The sequence below is a fragment of the Pseudomonas sp. NLJ1 genome, from assembly GCF_049486705.1.
GTDB classification, from domain to species: Bacteria; Pseudomonadota; Gammaproteobacteria; order Pseudomonadales; family Pseudomonadaceae; genus Aquipseudomonas; species Aquipseudomonas inefficax.
The window spans coordinates 1,183,422-1,198,278 of record NZ_CP137735.1 but is presented as its reverse complement, the minus strand read 5'-3'; the positions used below and the strand labels follow the sequence as shown (position 1 = coordinate 1,198,278).

The window sequence follows — 14,857 nt, the reverse complement described above, 5'->3', positions numbered from 1 at the left end:
AGCGGGTTTACCCGCGAAGAGGTCAGAGGCCTTCACATCATCAGCTGCCGATTGCCTCAATCTCCCATAGGTGTGGCTTAAGTCTTGAGTCTTGCGCAGTTCCTGTGGGAGCGGGTTTACCCGCGAAGAGGCCAGAGGCCTTCACATCATCAGCTGCCGATTGCCTCAGCCTCAGGCAACTCCAGCCGAGCTACAAATCCACCTTGTGGGTGATTGTCCAAAATCAGACTACCGCCATGCCGCTCCGCCGCCTTGCGTGCAATCGCCAGCCCCAGCCCATGCCCCGGCGCATCCTGCCCCGGCGCACGGAAGAACGGCTCCCCCAGCTGCGCCAGGTGTTCCGCCGCTGCCCCCGGCCCATGGTCACGCACGCTGATCACGATACGGCCCTGCTCGCGCACGGCGCCGACTTCGATCGGCTGGCCCTGCGGGTTGAAGCGCAGGGCGTTGCGCAGCAGGTTGTCCACGGCACGCTCTATCAGCGTTGGCCAGCCCTGCAAGGTCAACCCCGGCTGTGCTTCCAGGCGCACATCCTGCTCTGGTGCGCTGAGCTGGGCGTCCTTGCGCACGCTGCCGAGCAGGGCGTTGAGGTCGACCGGCTCGGCATGCGCCTGTTCGGCATCGACCCGCGCCAGGGCAAGGATTTCGCTGATCAGGTCCTCAAGGCGGTCGCATTCGCGGGTCAGGCGTGGCCACAGCGCCTCGCGCTGCTCAGGCTCGGCACGCTCGGCCAAGGCCAGGGCGATACGCAGCCGGGCCAGCGGTGAGCGCAGTTCATGGGACACATCGCGCAGCAACTGGCGCTGGCTGCCGATGGTGCTTTGCAGGCGCGCCCCCATCTTGTTGAAGTCCTTGGCCAGCACGCCGAACTCGTCACGCCGCGCCGCCAGCCGCGCCAGGCTGTTCTGCTGGTAGGTGGTCTGGCCCAGGTCATGCACGGCGCTGCGCAGGCGGCTGAGCGGGCGGGTGATGGACAGTGTCACCAGCAGGCTGAACAGGGTCAGCACCACCAGCGCAATGCCCAGCGCACTGAGCGGCCACAACAGGCTTTCGCGGTGCCAGGCATCCAGCGCCGGGTGGGGTATGCGGTAGATCAGCAGGTACGTCTCACCGGTGTCGGGGCTGGTGTATTCCTCGGTCAGCCGGCGCCACGGCAGGCGCCGCTGGTCATTGTGCTGGCGTGCCTCGAAGGCCGCCGCACGGCGCGGGAAAGTGCCGGGCACCACGGCTTCGCCACTGTCGTCGAGCACCTGCACGTCGATCTTGTAGCGGTCCTTGCGCCGTTCCAGGAAGTGTTGTGCCGAAGCCAGGCCTTCCTGTTCGTAATGCTTGGCCCACTTGCTGGCCAGGGTATTCAGGCCCGGGTGGCGGCTGAGGATCCAGGCATCCTGGTTGAGCATATGGCCCAGCAGGATCGACAGGCCCGCAACCAGGGTGATGGCCAGCCAGAAACTGGCCAGGATGCGCCAGAACAGTGAACGCAAGTGCACCTCCTGCAAACAAGAAAAGCCCGGCTCGCACTGAGGCGGGCCGGGCATCGGGCGGACAGCTTACTGGGCCTTGTTGCCTTTTTCAGCTTTCCAGGCCTGGAACTCCTGCCACTCGGCTTTCTTTGCGGCGCGTTCCTTCTGCAGTTCGTCGAACTTCTTCTGCTGCTCAGGCTTGAGCAGGGCACGGACCGCGCCGTCGGTCTTGTCGCGGTTGGCCTGCAGTTCGTCTTTCATCGCCTTCTGGTCGGCGGCCGGCAGTTTGGACAGGTAGCGCTCGGTGATGTCGCGGCGCTGTTTCATCTGTTCACCCATCAGCTTGCCGATCTGCTGGCGCTGGTCACGGCTCAGGTCCAGCTGGTGGAAAGGCGCATCACCGCGATGATGTGGGCCGTCGTGGCGCGGGCCGCCTTCAGGCATGGCCATGGCCACGGTCGGCAGGGCGGCGGCGAACATCAGGGCGATAAGGGTCTTGCGCATGGTGTCTCTCCTTTCATGGGCCGGTGGTTACCGGATGAGCACAGTCTAGGGAGATCATCGTCAAGCGCGGTCAGCGGAGGGTAAAGGCTCGGTAAAGATGAATGAGGGCCGCTGCGCGCCCCGGCGATTTCACAGGCAGTAGTAGTAGCCACGGCTGCGCAGGGCGACGATGCGTGGCCGGCCATCGGCGTGGGGGCCGATCTTCTTGCGCAGGTTGCTGACATGCATGTCCAGGCTGCGGTCGTACAGGGTCAGCTTGCGGCCCAGGCCGATCTGCGCCAGTTCCTGCTTGTCCAGCGGCTCGCCGGGTTGGCGCAGCAGCGCTTCGAGAATGCGGCTTTCGGACAGCGTCAGGGTCATTTCGCGGCCATCGATGCTGGCCACGCCACGGGCAGGGCTGTAGACCAGGTCGCCCAGTTCCACCTGGCTGGTGGTGGCGGTGGGGTGGCTGCGGCGCAACACGGCGCGCAGGCGAGCGGTGAGTTCACGCGGGTCGCAGGGTTTGGCCAGGTAGTCGTCGGCGCCCAGTTCCAGGCCGAGAATGCGGTCCAGCGGTTCGCCGCGGGCCGAGAGCATCAGCACCGGCAGTTCGGCATGCTCGCTGCGCAACTGCTTGAGCAGTTCCAGGCCGCTGCCGTCGGGCAGCATCACGTCGAGCACCACGGCCGAAGGGGCGTGCGTGGCCAGGGCCTGGCGTGCGCTCTGGCCGTCGTGGCAGGCGCGCACGGTAAAACCTTCCTGGGTCAGCCAGCTGCCGAGCAGCTCGCACAGCTCCTGGTCATCATCTATCAGTAACAGCTCGCTCATGACTCACTCAATTCAACCATTGACGGCGGCTATTCGGCCCGCCAGTGGCAAAGATACCGCAGACTGATGGCAACAGTATAACTGCCGGCACCGCGTGGCCTTCTTCGCGGGCTTGCCCGCTCCCACAGGGAAAGTGCAAAGCTTGAAGCCTGCGCCGTCCCTGTGGGAGCGGGTTTACCCGCGAAGAAGGCCACGCAGTCTCAGATCAAGGCAGCACTTGCTTGAACGGCTTGACCACCACCTTGTCGTACACGCCCGCGGCAATGTAAGGGTCGGCATCGGCCCAGGCCTGCGCGGCGGCCAGGGATTCGAACTCGGCAACGATCAGGCTACCGCTGAAACCCGCTTCGCCAGGGTCGTTGCTGTCGATGGCCGGGTGCGGGCCGGCCAGTACCACGCGGCCCTCGGCCTTCAACTGCTGCAGGCGTTCGATGTGCGCCGGGCGGGCGGCCAGGCGCTTTTCCAGGGAGTTTGCGACGTCGCTGGCGATGATGGCGTAGAGCATGTCAATCCTTGGGTTTGGAGGTAGAAGGGTCGTCGTGCAGGTGGCGCGACAGGTACACACCCTGCGCCACCAGGAACAGCACGGTCATGCCCAGGCTGCCGAACACCTTGAAGTCGACCCAGAAGTCCTGGAAGGTGAAGGCGACGAACAGGTTGGCCGCGCCGCAGAACAGGAAGAAGCCGATCCAGGCCAGGTTCAGGCGGGCCCAGATGGCATCGGGCAGGCTCAGGGCGTGGCCCATGATGCGTTTGATCAGCACCCGGTCGCCGATGAAGTGGCTGCCGGCGAAGCCCAGGGCGAACAGCCAGTTCACCACCGGCGCCTTCCACTTCAGGAAGGTTTCGCTGTGGAAGGTCAGGGTCAGACCACCGAACACCAGGCAGGCCACCAAGGTCAGCCACTGACCCTTTTCCAGCTTGCGCTGGCGCAGGAACAGCGCGCCGTAGACCACCAGCGAGCTGATGATCAGCATGGCCGTGGCGCTGTAGATGCCGCCGAATTCGAAGCTGTGGCCGGCGACTTCCATGGGGCGCGGGTCAAGCTTGTAGACGATGAAGAACAGCAGCAGCGGGATGAAATCGATGAATTGTTTCACAATGGCAGCCAGAATCGGGATGTGACGGCATAATAACAAACATCGATTCCAGCGAAAGCGCTCCTCCATGAATGTTGATCTGCACTGTCACAGCACGGCCTCCGATGGCGCCCTGTCGCCCTCGATACTGGTCGCCCGGGCCCATGAGCATGGGGTGCAAACGCTGGCACTGACCGACCATGACACCATCGAAGGCCTGCCCGAGGCGCGCCAGGCGTGCCGCGACAAGGGCATGCACTGGGTCAGCGGGGTGGAGCTGTCGTGCACCTGGGGTGGCGCGACCATCCATGTGCTGGGCTATGACTTCCCGCTCGACGCACCGCCCCTGCTGGCGGCGATCGAAGCGCTGCACCGTGGCCGCTGGCTGCGCGCCGAAGAAATCGACAAACGGCTGGCGGCCAAGGGCATGCCCGGTACCCTCGACGGCGCTCGCGCCGTGCAGCACGAACTGGGCGATAGCGGCAATGCCCCGGCGCGCCCGCATTTTGCCGAGTACCTGGTGCGTGCCGGGCACGTCAAGGATCGCGGCGAGGCGTTTCGCAAATGGCTGGGGGCCGGCAAGCTGGGGGACGTCAAGCAGCACTGGCCGACCCTCGATGAAACCGTCGCCACCTTGCGCCAGTCCAACGCTTGGGTGAGCCTTGCGCATCCCATGCACTACGATCTGACCCGCAGCAAGCGCAGAAGGCTGATTGCCGACTATATTCAGGCAGGCGGGCAGGCACTTGAAGTGGTCAACGGGATGATGCCTGCCGAGCAGGTGGGCACCATGTCCATCCTCACCCGTGAGTTCGGCTTGCTGGCAAGCGCTGGCAGTGACTTCCACGGCCCCGGCACCTGGGGCGAGATCGGTGCCTACCGGCCTTTGCCCGAGGACCTGCCACCTCTGTGGCGCCGATTCAGCCATGAACAGCCTTTGGCGGTATGAACAGGACGACTACGTGAGCCAATTTTTCCAGATTCATGCGGAGAATCCGCAGGCGCGCCTGATCAAACAGGCCGTCGAGATCATCCGCAAGGGTGGCGTGGTGGTGTATCCGACCGACTCGGCCTATGCCCTGGGTTGCCAGATCGGTAACAAGGCGGCGATCGAGCGGGTGCGGCGCCTGCGCGGCCTGGACAAGACCCACAACTTTACCCTGATGTGCTGCGACATGTCGCAGCTGGGGTTGTATGCCAAGGTCGATACCGGCACCTTCCGCCTGCTCAAGGCCCACGTACCCGGGCCTTACACCTTCATCCTCAACGGCACCCGCGAGGTGCCGCGTCTGCTGCTGCATGAAAAGCGCCGAACCATCGGCCTGCGCGTGCCGGACCATGCCATCACCCTGGCGCTGCTGGCCGAACTGGGCGAGCCGCTGATGAGCGTGAGCCTGATCCTGCCGGGTGATGACGAGCCGATGACCGACCCTTACGAGATCCGCGAGCGCCTGGAGCATCATGTCGATCTGGTAATCGATGGCGGTTTCGGTGACCTCAAGGCATCGACCATCATCGACCTGTCCGGCGATGAACCGGAACTGGTCCGTGAAGGCTGCGGCGATCCCACGCCGTTCCTGGTCAGCGCGTGAGTCAGGTGGAAACACCCGAGGCACCGGCCGAACAGGCCGAGGAGCCTCGGCAGTTGCAACTGGCCCTGGTCTATGGCGAAGCCTTGACCGAGCTGCCGCTGGACCTGTACATCCCGCCGGACGCCCTGGAAGTCATCCTCGAAGCCTTCGAAGGCCCGCTGGACCTGTTGCTGTACCTGATCCGCAAGCAGAACATCGACATTCTCGACATCCCGGTAGCCGAAATCACCCGGCAGTACATGGGCTACGTGGAACTGATGAAGAGCGTGCGCCTGGAGCTGGCCGCCGAATACCTGGTGATGGCTGCCATGCTCGCCGAGATCAAGTCGCGCATGTTGCTGCCGCGCTCGGCCGACGTCGAGGAGGAGGAGGGTGACCCGCGCGCCGAACTGATCCGCCGGCTGCAGGAGTACGAGCGCTTCAAGGCTGCCGCCGAGGGTATCGATGAGTTGCCACGGGTCGGTCGTGAGGTGGTGGTGCCGCGCCTGGAGGCGCCGCAGGCCAAGGTGCGCAAGCTGTTGCCCCAGGTCAGCCTGGAAGAGCTGCTGGTGTCGATGGCCGAGGTGATGCGCCGCAACGACCTGTTCGAAAGCCATCAGATCACCCGCGAGACCTTGTCCACTCGCGAGCGCATGAGCCAGGTGCTGGAACGCCTCAAGGGCGGCGGTTTCGTGCCGTTCGTCGAGCTGTTCGCCGCCGAGGAGGGCAAGCTGGGCGTGGTGGTGACCTTCATGGCGATTCTCGAGCTGGTGAAGGAATCGCTGATCGAACTGGTGCAGAATGAACCCTTCGCCGCCATCCACGTGCGGCTTCGCCCGGCGCTTGTTGAAGAACCTGATGAACCTGAATGAACCCCGCGACCTGGCGTCGCTGATCGAAGCCTTCCTGCTGGCTTCGGGCAAGCCGCAATCCCTGGAGCGCCTGTACGAGCTGTTCGAGGAAGCCGAGCGACCGGAGCCCAAAGTCTTCAGGCAGGCGCTGGAGCTGCTGGGCAAGTCGTGCAGTGGCCGCGCCTTCGAACTCAAGGAGGTGGCCAGCGGTTACCGCCTGCAGATTCGCGAGGACTTTGCGCCGTGGGTCGGGCGCCTGTGGGAAGAGCGCCCGCAGCGCTACTCGCGCGCGCTGCTGGAAACCCTGGCCCTGATCGCCTACCGCCAGCCCATCACCCGTGGCGAAATCGAGGATGTGCGGGGCGTGGCGGTGAACAGCAACATCATCAAGACCCTGATGGAGCGCGAGTGGATCCGCGTGGTCGGCTACCGCGAAGTGCCCGGGCGGCCGGCGATGTTCGCCACCACCAAGGGGTTTCTCGACCATTTCAACCTCAAGAGCCTGGACGAACTGCCGGCCTTGGCCGAACTGCGGGAGATGGAGCCGGAGCCGCTGCTCGACCCGGATGATGCGCCAGTGCCGGCGCACCTGCAGGCATTGGCGGATGCCAGCCTTGGGGAAGAGCAAGAGGTTGCCGAGCCGAAGGAGGAGACCAGCTTCCGTAGCCTGCTGGTGGAGCTGGATGCCATGGAAGAGGGGCTGAAGACCGATTTTGATGATTTGCGCGAGGAAGAGGCTGAGGCCTCGGTGGAAGAAGAGGGCAAGTCACTGCCCTGAAGCTTCTGTTGTCTGTGCTGGCCCTTTCGCGGGTAAACCCGCTCCCACAGGTACTGCATCACTCTCAAAGCCTGTGATATCCCTGTGGGAGCGGGTTTACCCGCGAAGAGGCCAGCACTGCCAATACTTCACCATTAGGCAGAAACCTCTGGCAAAGCCCACAAAACCCTCTACCCTCCAGTGCGTTCCGCCGCCGAACCGCGTATGATGCGCGGCCTTTTGGCGCGTTCGTCGCCAGAACCCGTATTTCATTCCTACACCGGGAGGTGCCCAGATGAGTGAGCAAGACCTGCAAGATACCGAGATCACCCCTCCATCCGGCGAAAAGCTGCAGAAAGTGCTGGCGCGCATTGGCGTTGGCTCGCGCCGTGACGTCGAGGCCTGGATCAGCCAAGGCCGCATCAAGGTCAACGGCGTCGAGGCCACCCTCGGCCAGCGCGTCGACCTGCACGACGCCATTGCCGTGGATGGCAAGTTGATCAAGCGCGAAGAGGCCGCCGAGGCCACCCGCCGGGTGATCATGTACAACAAGCCCGATGGCGAAATCTGCACCCGTGACGACCCGGAAGGTCGCCCGACCGTGTTCGACCGCCTGCCACGGCCGAAAGAAGGCCGCTGGATCAACATCGGCCGCCTCGACATCAACACCACCGGCCTGCTGCTGTTCACCACCGACGGTGAACTGGCCAACCGCCTGATGCACCCGTCCTACGAGATGGACCGTGAGTACGCGGTACGTGTGCGTGGTGAGGTCGACGACGAGATGATCGAGCGCCTGAAGGCCGGCGTGATGCTGGAAGATGGCCCGGCCAAGTTCACCGATATCCAGAAGGCACCCGGTGGCGAAGGCTTCAACCACTGGTACCACTGCGTGGTGATGGAAGGTCGTAACCGTGAAGTGCGTCGCCTGTGGGAGTCCCAGGGCATGGTGGTCAGCCGCCTGAAGCGCGTGCGTTTCGGCCCGGTGTTCCTCAACTCCGACCTGCCGATGGGCCGCTGGCGGGAAATGACCCAAGGCGAAATCGACATCCTCGCTGCTGAAGTGGGCCTGCAACCGGTGGCGCTGCCAGCCATGAAGCTCAAGGCCAAGGACAAGATGGAGCGCCTGCAGCGCAAATCGACCCGCCCGCTGGGCCGTGGCGAGCGCGTGCGCAACCTGCGCCCGGCTCAGGAAGGTGCAGCTGCCGGCGAACGCCCGGCGCGCCAAGCGCGTGAAGAGGCCCCGCGCAAGTCCAGCCGTGGCAGCACCGTGGCCGAGCGCCCGAGCGAGATGCGCAAGCGTCCGGCCAAGCCTGAGGGTGACAAGCCTGCAGGGCGTGGCCGCGGCAAACCGCGTGGCTGATTGGCTTTTGCGTTGAAAGAGAACCAGCCTTCGGGCTGGTTTTTTTATGCCTGTGAGATTTTGGGGCTGCTTTGCAGCCCTTTCGCGACACAAGGCCGCTCCTACAGGAACCGCGCAATACTCGAAATTGACGCGGCCTCTGTAGGAGCGGCCTTGTGTCGCGATGGGCCGCAAAGCGGCCCCAAGATATTGAACAAAAAGTATTTTTCGGACGACTGGCAAGTTCTCGAACCGCCTTGTAAAGAAAATTGTACGAATGTGGTCGATTTCAGCCAGGATTTCAGATTTGGTCGAATCATGTAAACAAACCTTGCCGCCGCTTCCTCAACAAGACAGCCGGCCAAGCCTCTCCCACCCTTGCCCAAACCCCCGCCCCACGGTGTTATAGCCGCCATTGCCGTGTGCAAAAGCCTGTCCACAGAGACAGGCTGACAAAACAACAAATGGAGGCGCCATGTACGCCGATCACTCCGCCTCTCAAGGCCCACACCACAGGATCGCTGCGTTTTTTCCCGAGGAAACGATGCAGTGCGTTGACGCCTGCGCGTTTGCAGGGGTATACAGTGCGCCGCGTTTTACCTGTGACTCCTTTGCGTACCGCGCACTCTTGATCACGCCTGGTTGACCCGCCCCGGCGGCACCTGAGGTCAAGAAACCCAAGGTAACCACCTTGCCCATTCCGCTGCGCCACGAGCGCGGTGGGTCCGATTCCGTCACAGATAAAAACAATGCAGGTGACTTCGTTCATGAGTGGACAAAACATGCATTCAGGCGAGCTCAAGCGGGGCCTGAAGAACCGCCATATCCAGTTGATCGCCCTCGGCGGTGCGATTGGTACCGGCCTGTTCCTCGGCTCGGCAGGCGTGATGAAATCCGCTGGCCCGTCGATGATCCTTGGCTACGCCATCTGCGGCTTCATCGCCTTCATGATCATGCGCCAGCTTGGCGAAATGATCGTCGAAGAGCCGGTGGCCGGCTCGTTCAGCCATTTCGCTCACACCTACTGGGGTGGTTTCGCCGGCTTCCTGTCCGGCTGGAACTGCTGGGTGCTGTACATCCTGGTGGGCATGTCGGAGCTTTCGGCGGTCGGCAAGTATGTTCACTACTGGTGGCCGGAAATCCCTACCTGGGTCACGGCGGCAGGCTTCTTCGTGCTGATCAACGCCATCAACCTGATGAACGTGAAGTTCTTCGGTGAAGCCGAGTTCTGGTTCGCCATCATCAAGGTGGTGGCCATTGTCAGCATGATCGGCCTGGGTGCCTACCTGCTGACCAGCGGCAGCGGCGGCCCAGAAGCCACAGTGGCCAACCTGTGGTCGCATGGTGGCTTCTTCCCGAACGGTGTCAGCGGGCTGGTGATGGCCCTGGCCTTCATCATGTTCTCCTTCGGTGGCCTGGAAATGCTCGGTTTCACCGCCGCCGAGGCCGACAAGCCGAAGACCGTGATCCCCAAGGCGATCAACCAGGTCATCTACCGCATCCTGATCTTCTATGTCGGTGCCCTGGTGGTGCTGCTGTCGCTGACCCCATGGGACAACCTGGTCGCCAGCATCGATGCGTCCGGTGGCAGCTATGGCAGCAGCCCGTTCGTGCAGGTGTTCTCGCTGCTGGGTAGTGATGTGGCTGCGCACCTGTTGAACTTCGTGGTGCTGACCGCAGCGCTGTCGGTGTACAACAGCGGCACATACTGCAACGCCCGCATGCTGCTGGGCATGGCCGAGCAGGGCGATGCCCCGGCATCGCTGGCCAAGGTCGACAAGCGTGGCGTGCCGGTGCGTTCGATCCTGGCTTCGGCCGCCGTGACCTTCTTCGCGGTGCTGCTCAACTACCTGATGCCACAGAACGCACTGGAGCTGCTGATGTCGCTGGTGGTGGCCACCCTGGTGATCAACTGGGCGATGATCAGCTACTCGCACCTGAAGTTCCGCCAGCACCTGGACCGCACTGGCCAGAAGCCGCTGTTCAAGGCGCTGTGGTACCCCTATGGCAACTACATCTGCCTGGCGTTCGTGGTGCTGATCCTGGGCATCATGCTGATGATCCCGGATATCCAGGTGTCGGTGTATGTGATGCCGCTGTGGGTGTTCGCGATGTTCGTGGTGTACATGGTCAAGCCGCGTCGCCGGATGAATGGCGGTGTCGCTGCGGGTGGCATGGCCAAGTAAGGTGCCGCAGATAGCGTACAAGAACCCGAAGTCAGGAACTGGCTTCGGGTTTTTTATTGCCTGTACCGGCCTCTTCGCGGGTAAACCCGCTCCCACAGGTTTAGCGCTGCTTTAAGCTCAGGTGATGTCCCTGTGGGAGCGGGTTTACCCGCGAAGAGGCCGGCACAGCCAACAATCAGATCTGTTCGAGCAACCAGCTGCGAAACGCTCGCAGCGACGGCAATGCCTCATTGCGCGGCGGATAGATCAGGTAATAACTGCGCTGGCTGGCAAACGCCACCCCCGGGCTGTACAGCTCGCCCTTGGCGAGTTCTTCCTCCACCAGGATGCGCGGCACCAGGCCGATGCCGATCCCGGCCCGTACCGCCTGGATCAGGTGCGAGGTCAGTTCGAAGCTTGGGCCCAGGCGCATTGCCCGGTGCGCCAGGCCATGATGCGAGAACCATTCACCCCAGGCATGCGGGTTGTTGGCCACATTCAGCAGCACCTCTTCACTGATGCGTGCCGGGCTCCAGCCCTGGCTTTCCGCGCCAGCCTCCGGCGGCAATATCACCACCAGTTCCTCGGCATGCAGCCGATGGCAGATCAACCCGGGCAGATCGTGGCTGGCCACGCCGATGGCGGCATCGATCTCGCTGGTGTCGAAGTTGATGGCTTCGATGCGTGAGTGTATGTGCACCAGCATGCCCGGGTGGGCACTGTAGAAGGCGTGCAGGCGTGGCAGCAGCCATTTCGAGCCGAAGGTTGGCAGGGTGGCCAGGCGCAAGGTGCCCACCCCCGACTGGTAGGCCAATGCCTGCAGGGTGGCGCTGCGGATGCGCCCCAGTGCTTCGCTGAGCTCGCGCTGGTACAGGCGGCCGACATCGGTCAGCTGCACCTGGCGCCCCTCGCGGCGGAACAGGGTCAGGCCCAATTGCTGCTCCAATGCCTGCACCTGGCGGCTGACTGCGCTTTGGGTCAGTGACAGTTCGGCGGCGGCGCGGGTGTAACTTTCATGCCGGGCGGCGGCTTCGAAAGCCAGCAACAACGACATGGACGGGGTCAGATGGCGGTAATTCATTCATGAAAGTCATCAATAGCGGCAGGATTATCCGTTTGCCCCTGAAGCGAAACTACAGGAACATTGGCCTGTACGTCATCCTTGCATGGCTGCATCCATGCCGGAACGACAGGAATCCCGTGAATTAGCCCATATCAAGAGGCCATCCTTCGATGATCGCCCAGCTGCCGACCGTTGCCCCGAGCGCCAACTACCCCGAATTCCTCGAAGCCCTGCGCAACAGTGGCTTCCGTGGCCAGATCAGTGCCGACTACGCTACCCGTACGGTGCTGGCCACCGACAACTCGATCTACCAGCGCTTGCCACAGGCGGCGGTGTTTCCGCTGGATGCCGACGATGTGGCGCGGGTCGCCACGCTGATGGCCGAGCCGCGCTTCCAGCAGGTCAAGCTGACCCCGCGCGGCGGTGGTACGGGCACCAACGGCCAGTCGCTGACCGACGGGATCGTCGTCGACCTGTCGCGGCACATGAACAAGATCCTCGAAATCAACGTCGAGGAACGCTGGGTGCGGGTGCAGGCCGGTACCGTCAAGGACCAGCTCAACGCGGCCCTCAAGCCGCACGGGCTGTTCTTCGCCCCCGAGTTGTCCACTTCCAACCGTGCCACTGTCGGCGGCATGATCAACACCGACGCCAGTGGCCAGGGTAGCTGCACCTATGGCAAGACCCGCGACCATGTACTGGAGCTGCACAGCGTGCTGCTCGGTGGCGAGCGCCTGCACAGCCTGCCGATCGACGATGCCGCGCTGGAACAGGCCTGTGCCGCGCCTGGCCGGATCGGTGAGGTGTACCGCATGGCGCGGGACATCCAGGAAACCCAGGCCGACCTCATTGAAACCACCTTCCCCAAGCTCAACCGTTGCCTGACTGGCTACGACCTGGCGCACCTGCGCGACGAGCAGGGCCGCTTCAACCTCAATAGCGTGCTGTGCGGCGCCGAGGGCTCGCTGGGCTATGTGGTCGAAGCCAAGCTCAATGTGCTGCCGATCCCCAAGTACGCCGTGCTGGTCAACGTGCGCTATACCAGCTTCATGGATGCCCTGCGTGATGCCAACGCGCTGATGGCGCACAAGCCGCTGTCGATCGAGACCGTCGACTCCAAGGTGCTGATGCTGGCGATGAAGGATATCGTCTGGCACAGCGTCGCCGAATACTTCCCGGCCGACCCCGAGCGACCGACCCTGGGCATCAATCTGGTGGAGTTCTGCGGCGACCAGCCGGCCGAGGTCAATGCCAAGGTGCAAGCGTTCATCCAGCACCTGCAGAGCGACACCAGCGTCGAGCGCCTGGGCCACACCCTGGCCGAGGGCGCCGAGGCGGTGACCCGCGTCTACACCATGCGCAAGCGTTCGGTGGGCCTGCTGGGGAACGTCGAGGGCGAAGTGCGCCCACAGCCGTTCGTGGAAGACACTGCGGTACCGCCTGAGCAACTGGCCGACTACATCGCCGACTTCCGTGCGCTGCTCGATGGCTATGGCCTGGCCTATGGCATGTTCGGCCATGTCGATGCCGGCGTGCTGCACGTGCGCCCGGCGCTGGACATGAAGGACCCGGCCCAGGCCGCACTGGTCAAGCCGATTTCCGACGCCGTGGCGGCACTGACCAAAAGCTATGGCGGCTTGCTGTGGGGCGAGCACGGCAAGGGCCTGCGTTCGGAATACGTACCGGAATACTTCGGCGAGCTTTACCCGGCGCTGCAGCGTCTGAAGGGGGCTTTCGACCCGCACAACCAGCTCAACCCGGGCAAGATCTGCACCCCGCCAGACAGCGCCGAGGGCCTGACCAAGGTCGATGGCGTGACCCTGCGCGGCGACCTCGACCGCACCATCGACGAACGCGTGTGGCAGGACTTCCCGAGCGCCGTGCACTGCAACGGCAACGGCGCCTGCTACAACTACGACCCCAACGACGCCATGTGCCCGTCGTGGAAGGCCACCCGTGAACGCCAGCATTCGCCCAAGGGCCGCGCTTCGCTGATGCGCGAATGGCTGCGCCTGCAGGGCGAGGCCAACATCGATGTACTGGCGGCTGCGCGCAACAAGGTGTCGTGGCTCAAGGGCCTGCCGGCACGCCTGCGCAACAACCGTGCGCGCAGCCAGGGCCAGGAAGACTTCTCCCATGAGGTTTACGACGCCATGGCCGGTTGCCTGGCGTGCAAGTCGTGCGCCGGGCAGTGCCCGATCAAGGTCAACGTGCCGGACTTCCGCTCGCGCTTCCTCGAGCTGTACCACGGCCGCTACCAGCGCCCGCTGCGTGACTACCTGATCGGTTCGCTGGAATTCACCATCCCGTACCTGGCCCACGCGCCAGGCCTGTACAACGCGGTGATGGGCTCGAAGTGGGTGAGCAAGCTGCTGGCCGACAAGGTCGGCATGGTCGACAGCCCGCTGATCAGCCGCTTCAACTTCCAGGCCACCCTGACCCGCTGCCGCGTTGGCGTGGCCACGGTACCGGCCCTGCGAGAGCTGACTCCAGCGCAGCGCGAGCGCAGCATCGTGCTGGTGCAGGACGCCTTCACCCGTTACTTCGAAACGCCGCTGCTGTCGGCCTTCATCGATCTGGCCCACCGCCTGGGCCACCGGGTGTTCCTGGCGCCGTACAGTGCCAACGGCAAGCCGCTGCATGTTCAGGGCTTCCTTGGGGCGTTCGCCAAAGCAGCGATCCGCAATGCCACCCAGCTCAAGGCCCTGGCCGAGTGCGGCGTGCCGCTGGTGGGCCTGGACCCGGCGATGACCTTGGTGTATCGCCAGGAGTACCAGAAAGTACCGGGCCTGGATGGTTGCCCGCAGGTGCTGTTGCCGCAGGAGTGGTTGATGGATGTGCTGCCGGAGCAGGCGCCGACTGCGCCGGGTAACTTCCGCCTGATGGCGCACTGCACCGAGAAGACCAATGTGCCGGCGAGCACCAGGCAGTGGGAGCAGGTGTTCGCCCGTTTGGGGCTGAAGCTGGTGACCGAGGCGACTGGCTGCTGCGGTATGTCGGGTACCTATGGGCACGAGGCGCGTAACCAGGACACTTCGCGGACCATCTTCGAGCAGTCGTGGGCGACCAAGCTGGACAAGGAAGGTGAGCCGCTGGCGACGGGCTACTCGTGCCGCAGCCAGGTCAAGCGCATGACCGAGCGGCAGATGCGCCACCCGCTGGAAGTGGTGCTGCAGTACGCCCAGCGCTGACCTTCACGGCCCCGGGGGCTGCCTTGCAGCCCATCGCGACACAAGGCCGCTCCTACAAGAGACC

General features: G+C 63.8%; 13 protein-coding genes. 7 read left to right on the top strand and 6 right to left on the bottom strand.

Annotation, left to right across the window (positions count from 1 at the left end):
- Nucleotides 1–149: 149 nt before the first annotated feature.
- From R9B85_RS05365 to R9B85_RS05345, 5 genes are all read right to left on the bottom strand, one after another.
- The gene (locus tag R9B85_RS05365) at nucleotides 150–1,490 is read right to left on the bottom strand and encodes a sensor histidine kinase (RefSeq protein WP_112253175.1); all 1,341 of its coding nucleotides are present in this window, start codon (nucleotides 1,488–1,490) and stop codon (nucleotides 150–152) included.
- 60 nt (nucleotides 1,491–1,550) lie between these two features.
- Nucleotides 1,551–1,967, bottom strand: coding sequence for a Spy/CpxP family protein refolding chaperone (locus R9B85_RS05360; protein WP_112253174.1), 417 nt, complete (start codon nucleotides 1,965–1,967; stop codon nucleotides 1,551–1,553).
- Between the two features lie 129 nt (nucleotides 1,968–2,096).
- Complete coding sequence (locus R9B85_RS05355) at nucleotides 2,097–2,774, bottom strand: response regulator transcription factor (RefSeq protein WP_112253173.1); 678 nt, start codon at nucleotides 2,772–2,774, stop codon at nucleotides 2,097–2,099.
- Between the two features lie 205 nt (nucleotides 2,775–2,979).
- Complete coding sequence (locus tag R9B85_RS05350) at nucleotides 2,980–3,279, bottom strand: YciI family protein (RefSeq protein WP_012273585.1); 300 nt, start codon at nucleotides 3,277–3,279, stop codon at nucleotides 2,980–2,982.
- Nucleotide 3,280: 1 nt separating this feature from the next.
- Complete coding sequence (locus R9B85_RS05345) at nucleotides 3,281–3,874, bottom strand: septation protein A (RefSeq protein ID WP_112253172.1); 594 nt, start codon at nucleotides 3,872–3,874, stop codon at nucleotides 3,281–3,283.
- Nucleotides 3,875–3,941: 67 nt separating this feature from the next.
- Between R9B85_RS05345 and R9B85_RS05340 the strand changes: the two genes are divergently transcribed.
- From R9B85_RS05340 to R9B85_RS05315, 6 genes are all read left to right on the top strand, one after another.
- Nucleotides 3,942–4,802 (top strand): PHP domain-containing protein, encoded by an 861-nt coding sequence (locus R9B85_RS05340; RefSeq protein WP_023661025.1) that lies wholly within the window; start codon nucleotides 3,942–3,944, stop codon nucleotides 4,800–4,802.
- A gap of 13 nt (nucleotides 4,803–4,815) precedes the next feature.
- Nucleotides 4,816–5,445, top strand: coding sequence for an L-threonylcarbamoyladenylate synthase (locus R9B85_RS05335; protein WP_112253257.1), 630 nt, complete (start codon nucleotides 4,816–4,818; stop codon nucleotides 5,443–5,445).
- Nucleotides 5,446–5,570: 125 nt separating this feature from the next.
- Nucleotides 5,571–6,296: a segregation and condensation protein A gene (locus tag R9B85_RS05330; RefSeq protein WP_162276787.1), complete on the top strand. Its 726-nt coding sequence runs from the start codon at nucleotides 5,571–5,573 to the stop codon at nucleotides 6,294–6,296.
- A complete protein-coding gene (scpB, locus tag R9B85_RS05325) occupies nucleotides 6,283–7,053 on the top strand; it encodes an SMC-Scp complex subunit ScpB (protein ID WP_313855914.1) in 771 nt (256 codons plus the stop codon). The genes R9B85_RS05330 and scpB overlap by 14 nt, the downstream gene beginning before the upstream one ends.
- Nucleotides 7,054–7,327: 274 nt before the next feature.
- Nucleotides 7,328–8,395, top strand: a complete 1,068-nt coding sequence (gene rluB / locus R9B85_RS05320) for a 23S rRNA pseudouridine(2605) synthase RluB (RefSeq protein ID WP_112253169.1) — start codon at nucleotides 7,328–7,330, stop codon at nucleotides 8,393–8,395.
- 746 nt (nucleotides 8,396–9,141) lie between these two features.
- On the top strand, nucleotides 9,142–10,560 hold the full coding sequence (locus tag R9B85_RS05315) for an amino acid permease (RefSeq protein ID WP_181457367.1): 1,419 nt from the start codon (nucleotides 9,142–9,144) through the stop codon (nucleotides 10,558–10,560).
- 175 nt (nucleotides 10,561–10,735) lie between these two features.
- On the opposite strand, the gene R9B85_RS05310 is transcribed toward R9B85_RS05315, so the two are convergent.
- Complete coding sequence (locus R9B85_RS05310; protein WP_039612606.1) at nucleotides 10,736–11,620, bottom strand: LysR substrate-binding domain-containing protein; 885 nt, start codon at nucleotides 11,618–11,620, stop codon at nucleotides 10,736–10,738.
- Nucleotides 11,621–11,772: 152 nt separating this feature from the next.
- Between R9B85_RS05310 and ydiJ the strand changes: the two genes are divergently transcribed.
- On the top strand, nucleotides 11,773–14,793 hold the full coding sequence (gene ydiJ, locus R9B85_RS05305) for a D-2-hydroxyglutarate dehydrogenase YdiJ (protein ID WP_112253167.1): 3,021 nt from the start codon (nucleotides 11,773–11,775) through the stop codon (nucleotides 14,791–14,793).
- The last annotated feature ends 64 nt before the right edge of the window (nucleotides 14,794–14,857 follow it).

Excerpts from the sequence above, each read along its gene's own strand:
- R9B85_RS05360 (WP_112253174.1), bottom strand. The coding sequence starts at position 1,967 with ATGCGCAAGACCCTTATCGCCCTGATGTTCGCCGCCGCCCTGCCGACC.
- R9B85_RS05355 (WP_112253173.1), bottom strand. The coding sequence starts at position 2,774 with ATGAGCGAGCTGTTACTGATAGATGATGACCAGGAGCTGTGCGAGCTG.
- R9B85_RS05350 (WP_012273585.1), bottom strand. The coding sequence starts at position 3,279 with ATGCTCTACGCCATCATCGCCAGCGACGTCGCAAACTCCCTGGAAAAG.
- R9B85_RS05340 (WP_023661025.1), top strand. The coding sequence starts at position 3,942 with ATGAATGTTGATCTGCACTGTCACAGCACGGCCTCCGATGGCGCCCTG.
- scpB (WP_313855914.1), top strand. The coding sequence starts at position 6,283 with ATGAACCTGAATGAACCCCGCGACCTGGCGTCGCTGATCGAAGCCTTC.
- rluB (WP_112253169.1), top strand. The coding sequence starts at position 7,328 with ATGAGTGAGCAAGACCTGCAAGATACCGAGATCACCCCTCCATCCGGC.
- R9B85_RS05315 (WP_181457367.1), top strand. The coding sequence starts at position 9,142 with ATGAGTGGACAAAACATGCATTCAGGCGAGCTCAAGCGGGGCCTGAAG.
- R9B85_RS05310 (WP_039612606.1), bottom strand. The coding sequence starts at position 11,620 with ATGAATTACCGCCATCTGACCCCGTCCATGTCGTTGTTGCTGGCTTTC.
- ydiJ (WP_112253167.1), top strand. The coding sequence starts at position 11,773 with ATGATCGCCCAGCTGCCGACCGTTGCCCCGAGCGCCAACTACCCCGAA.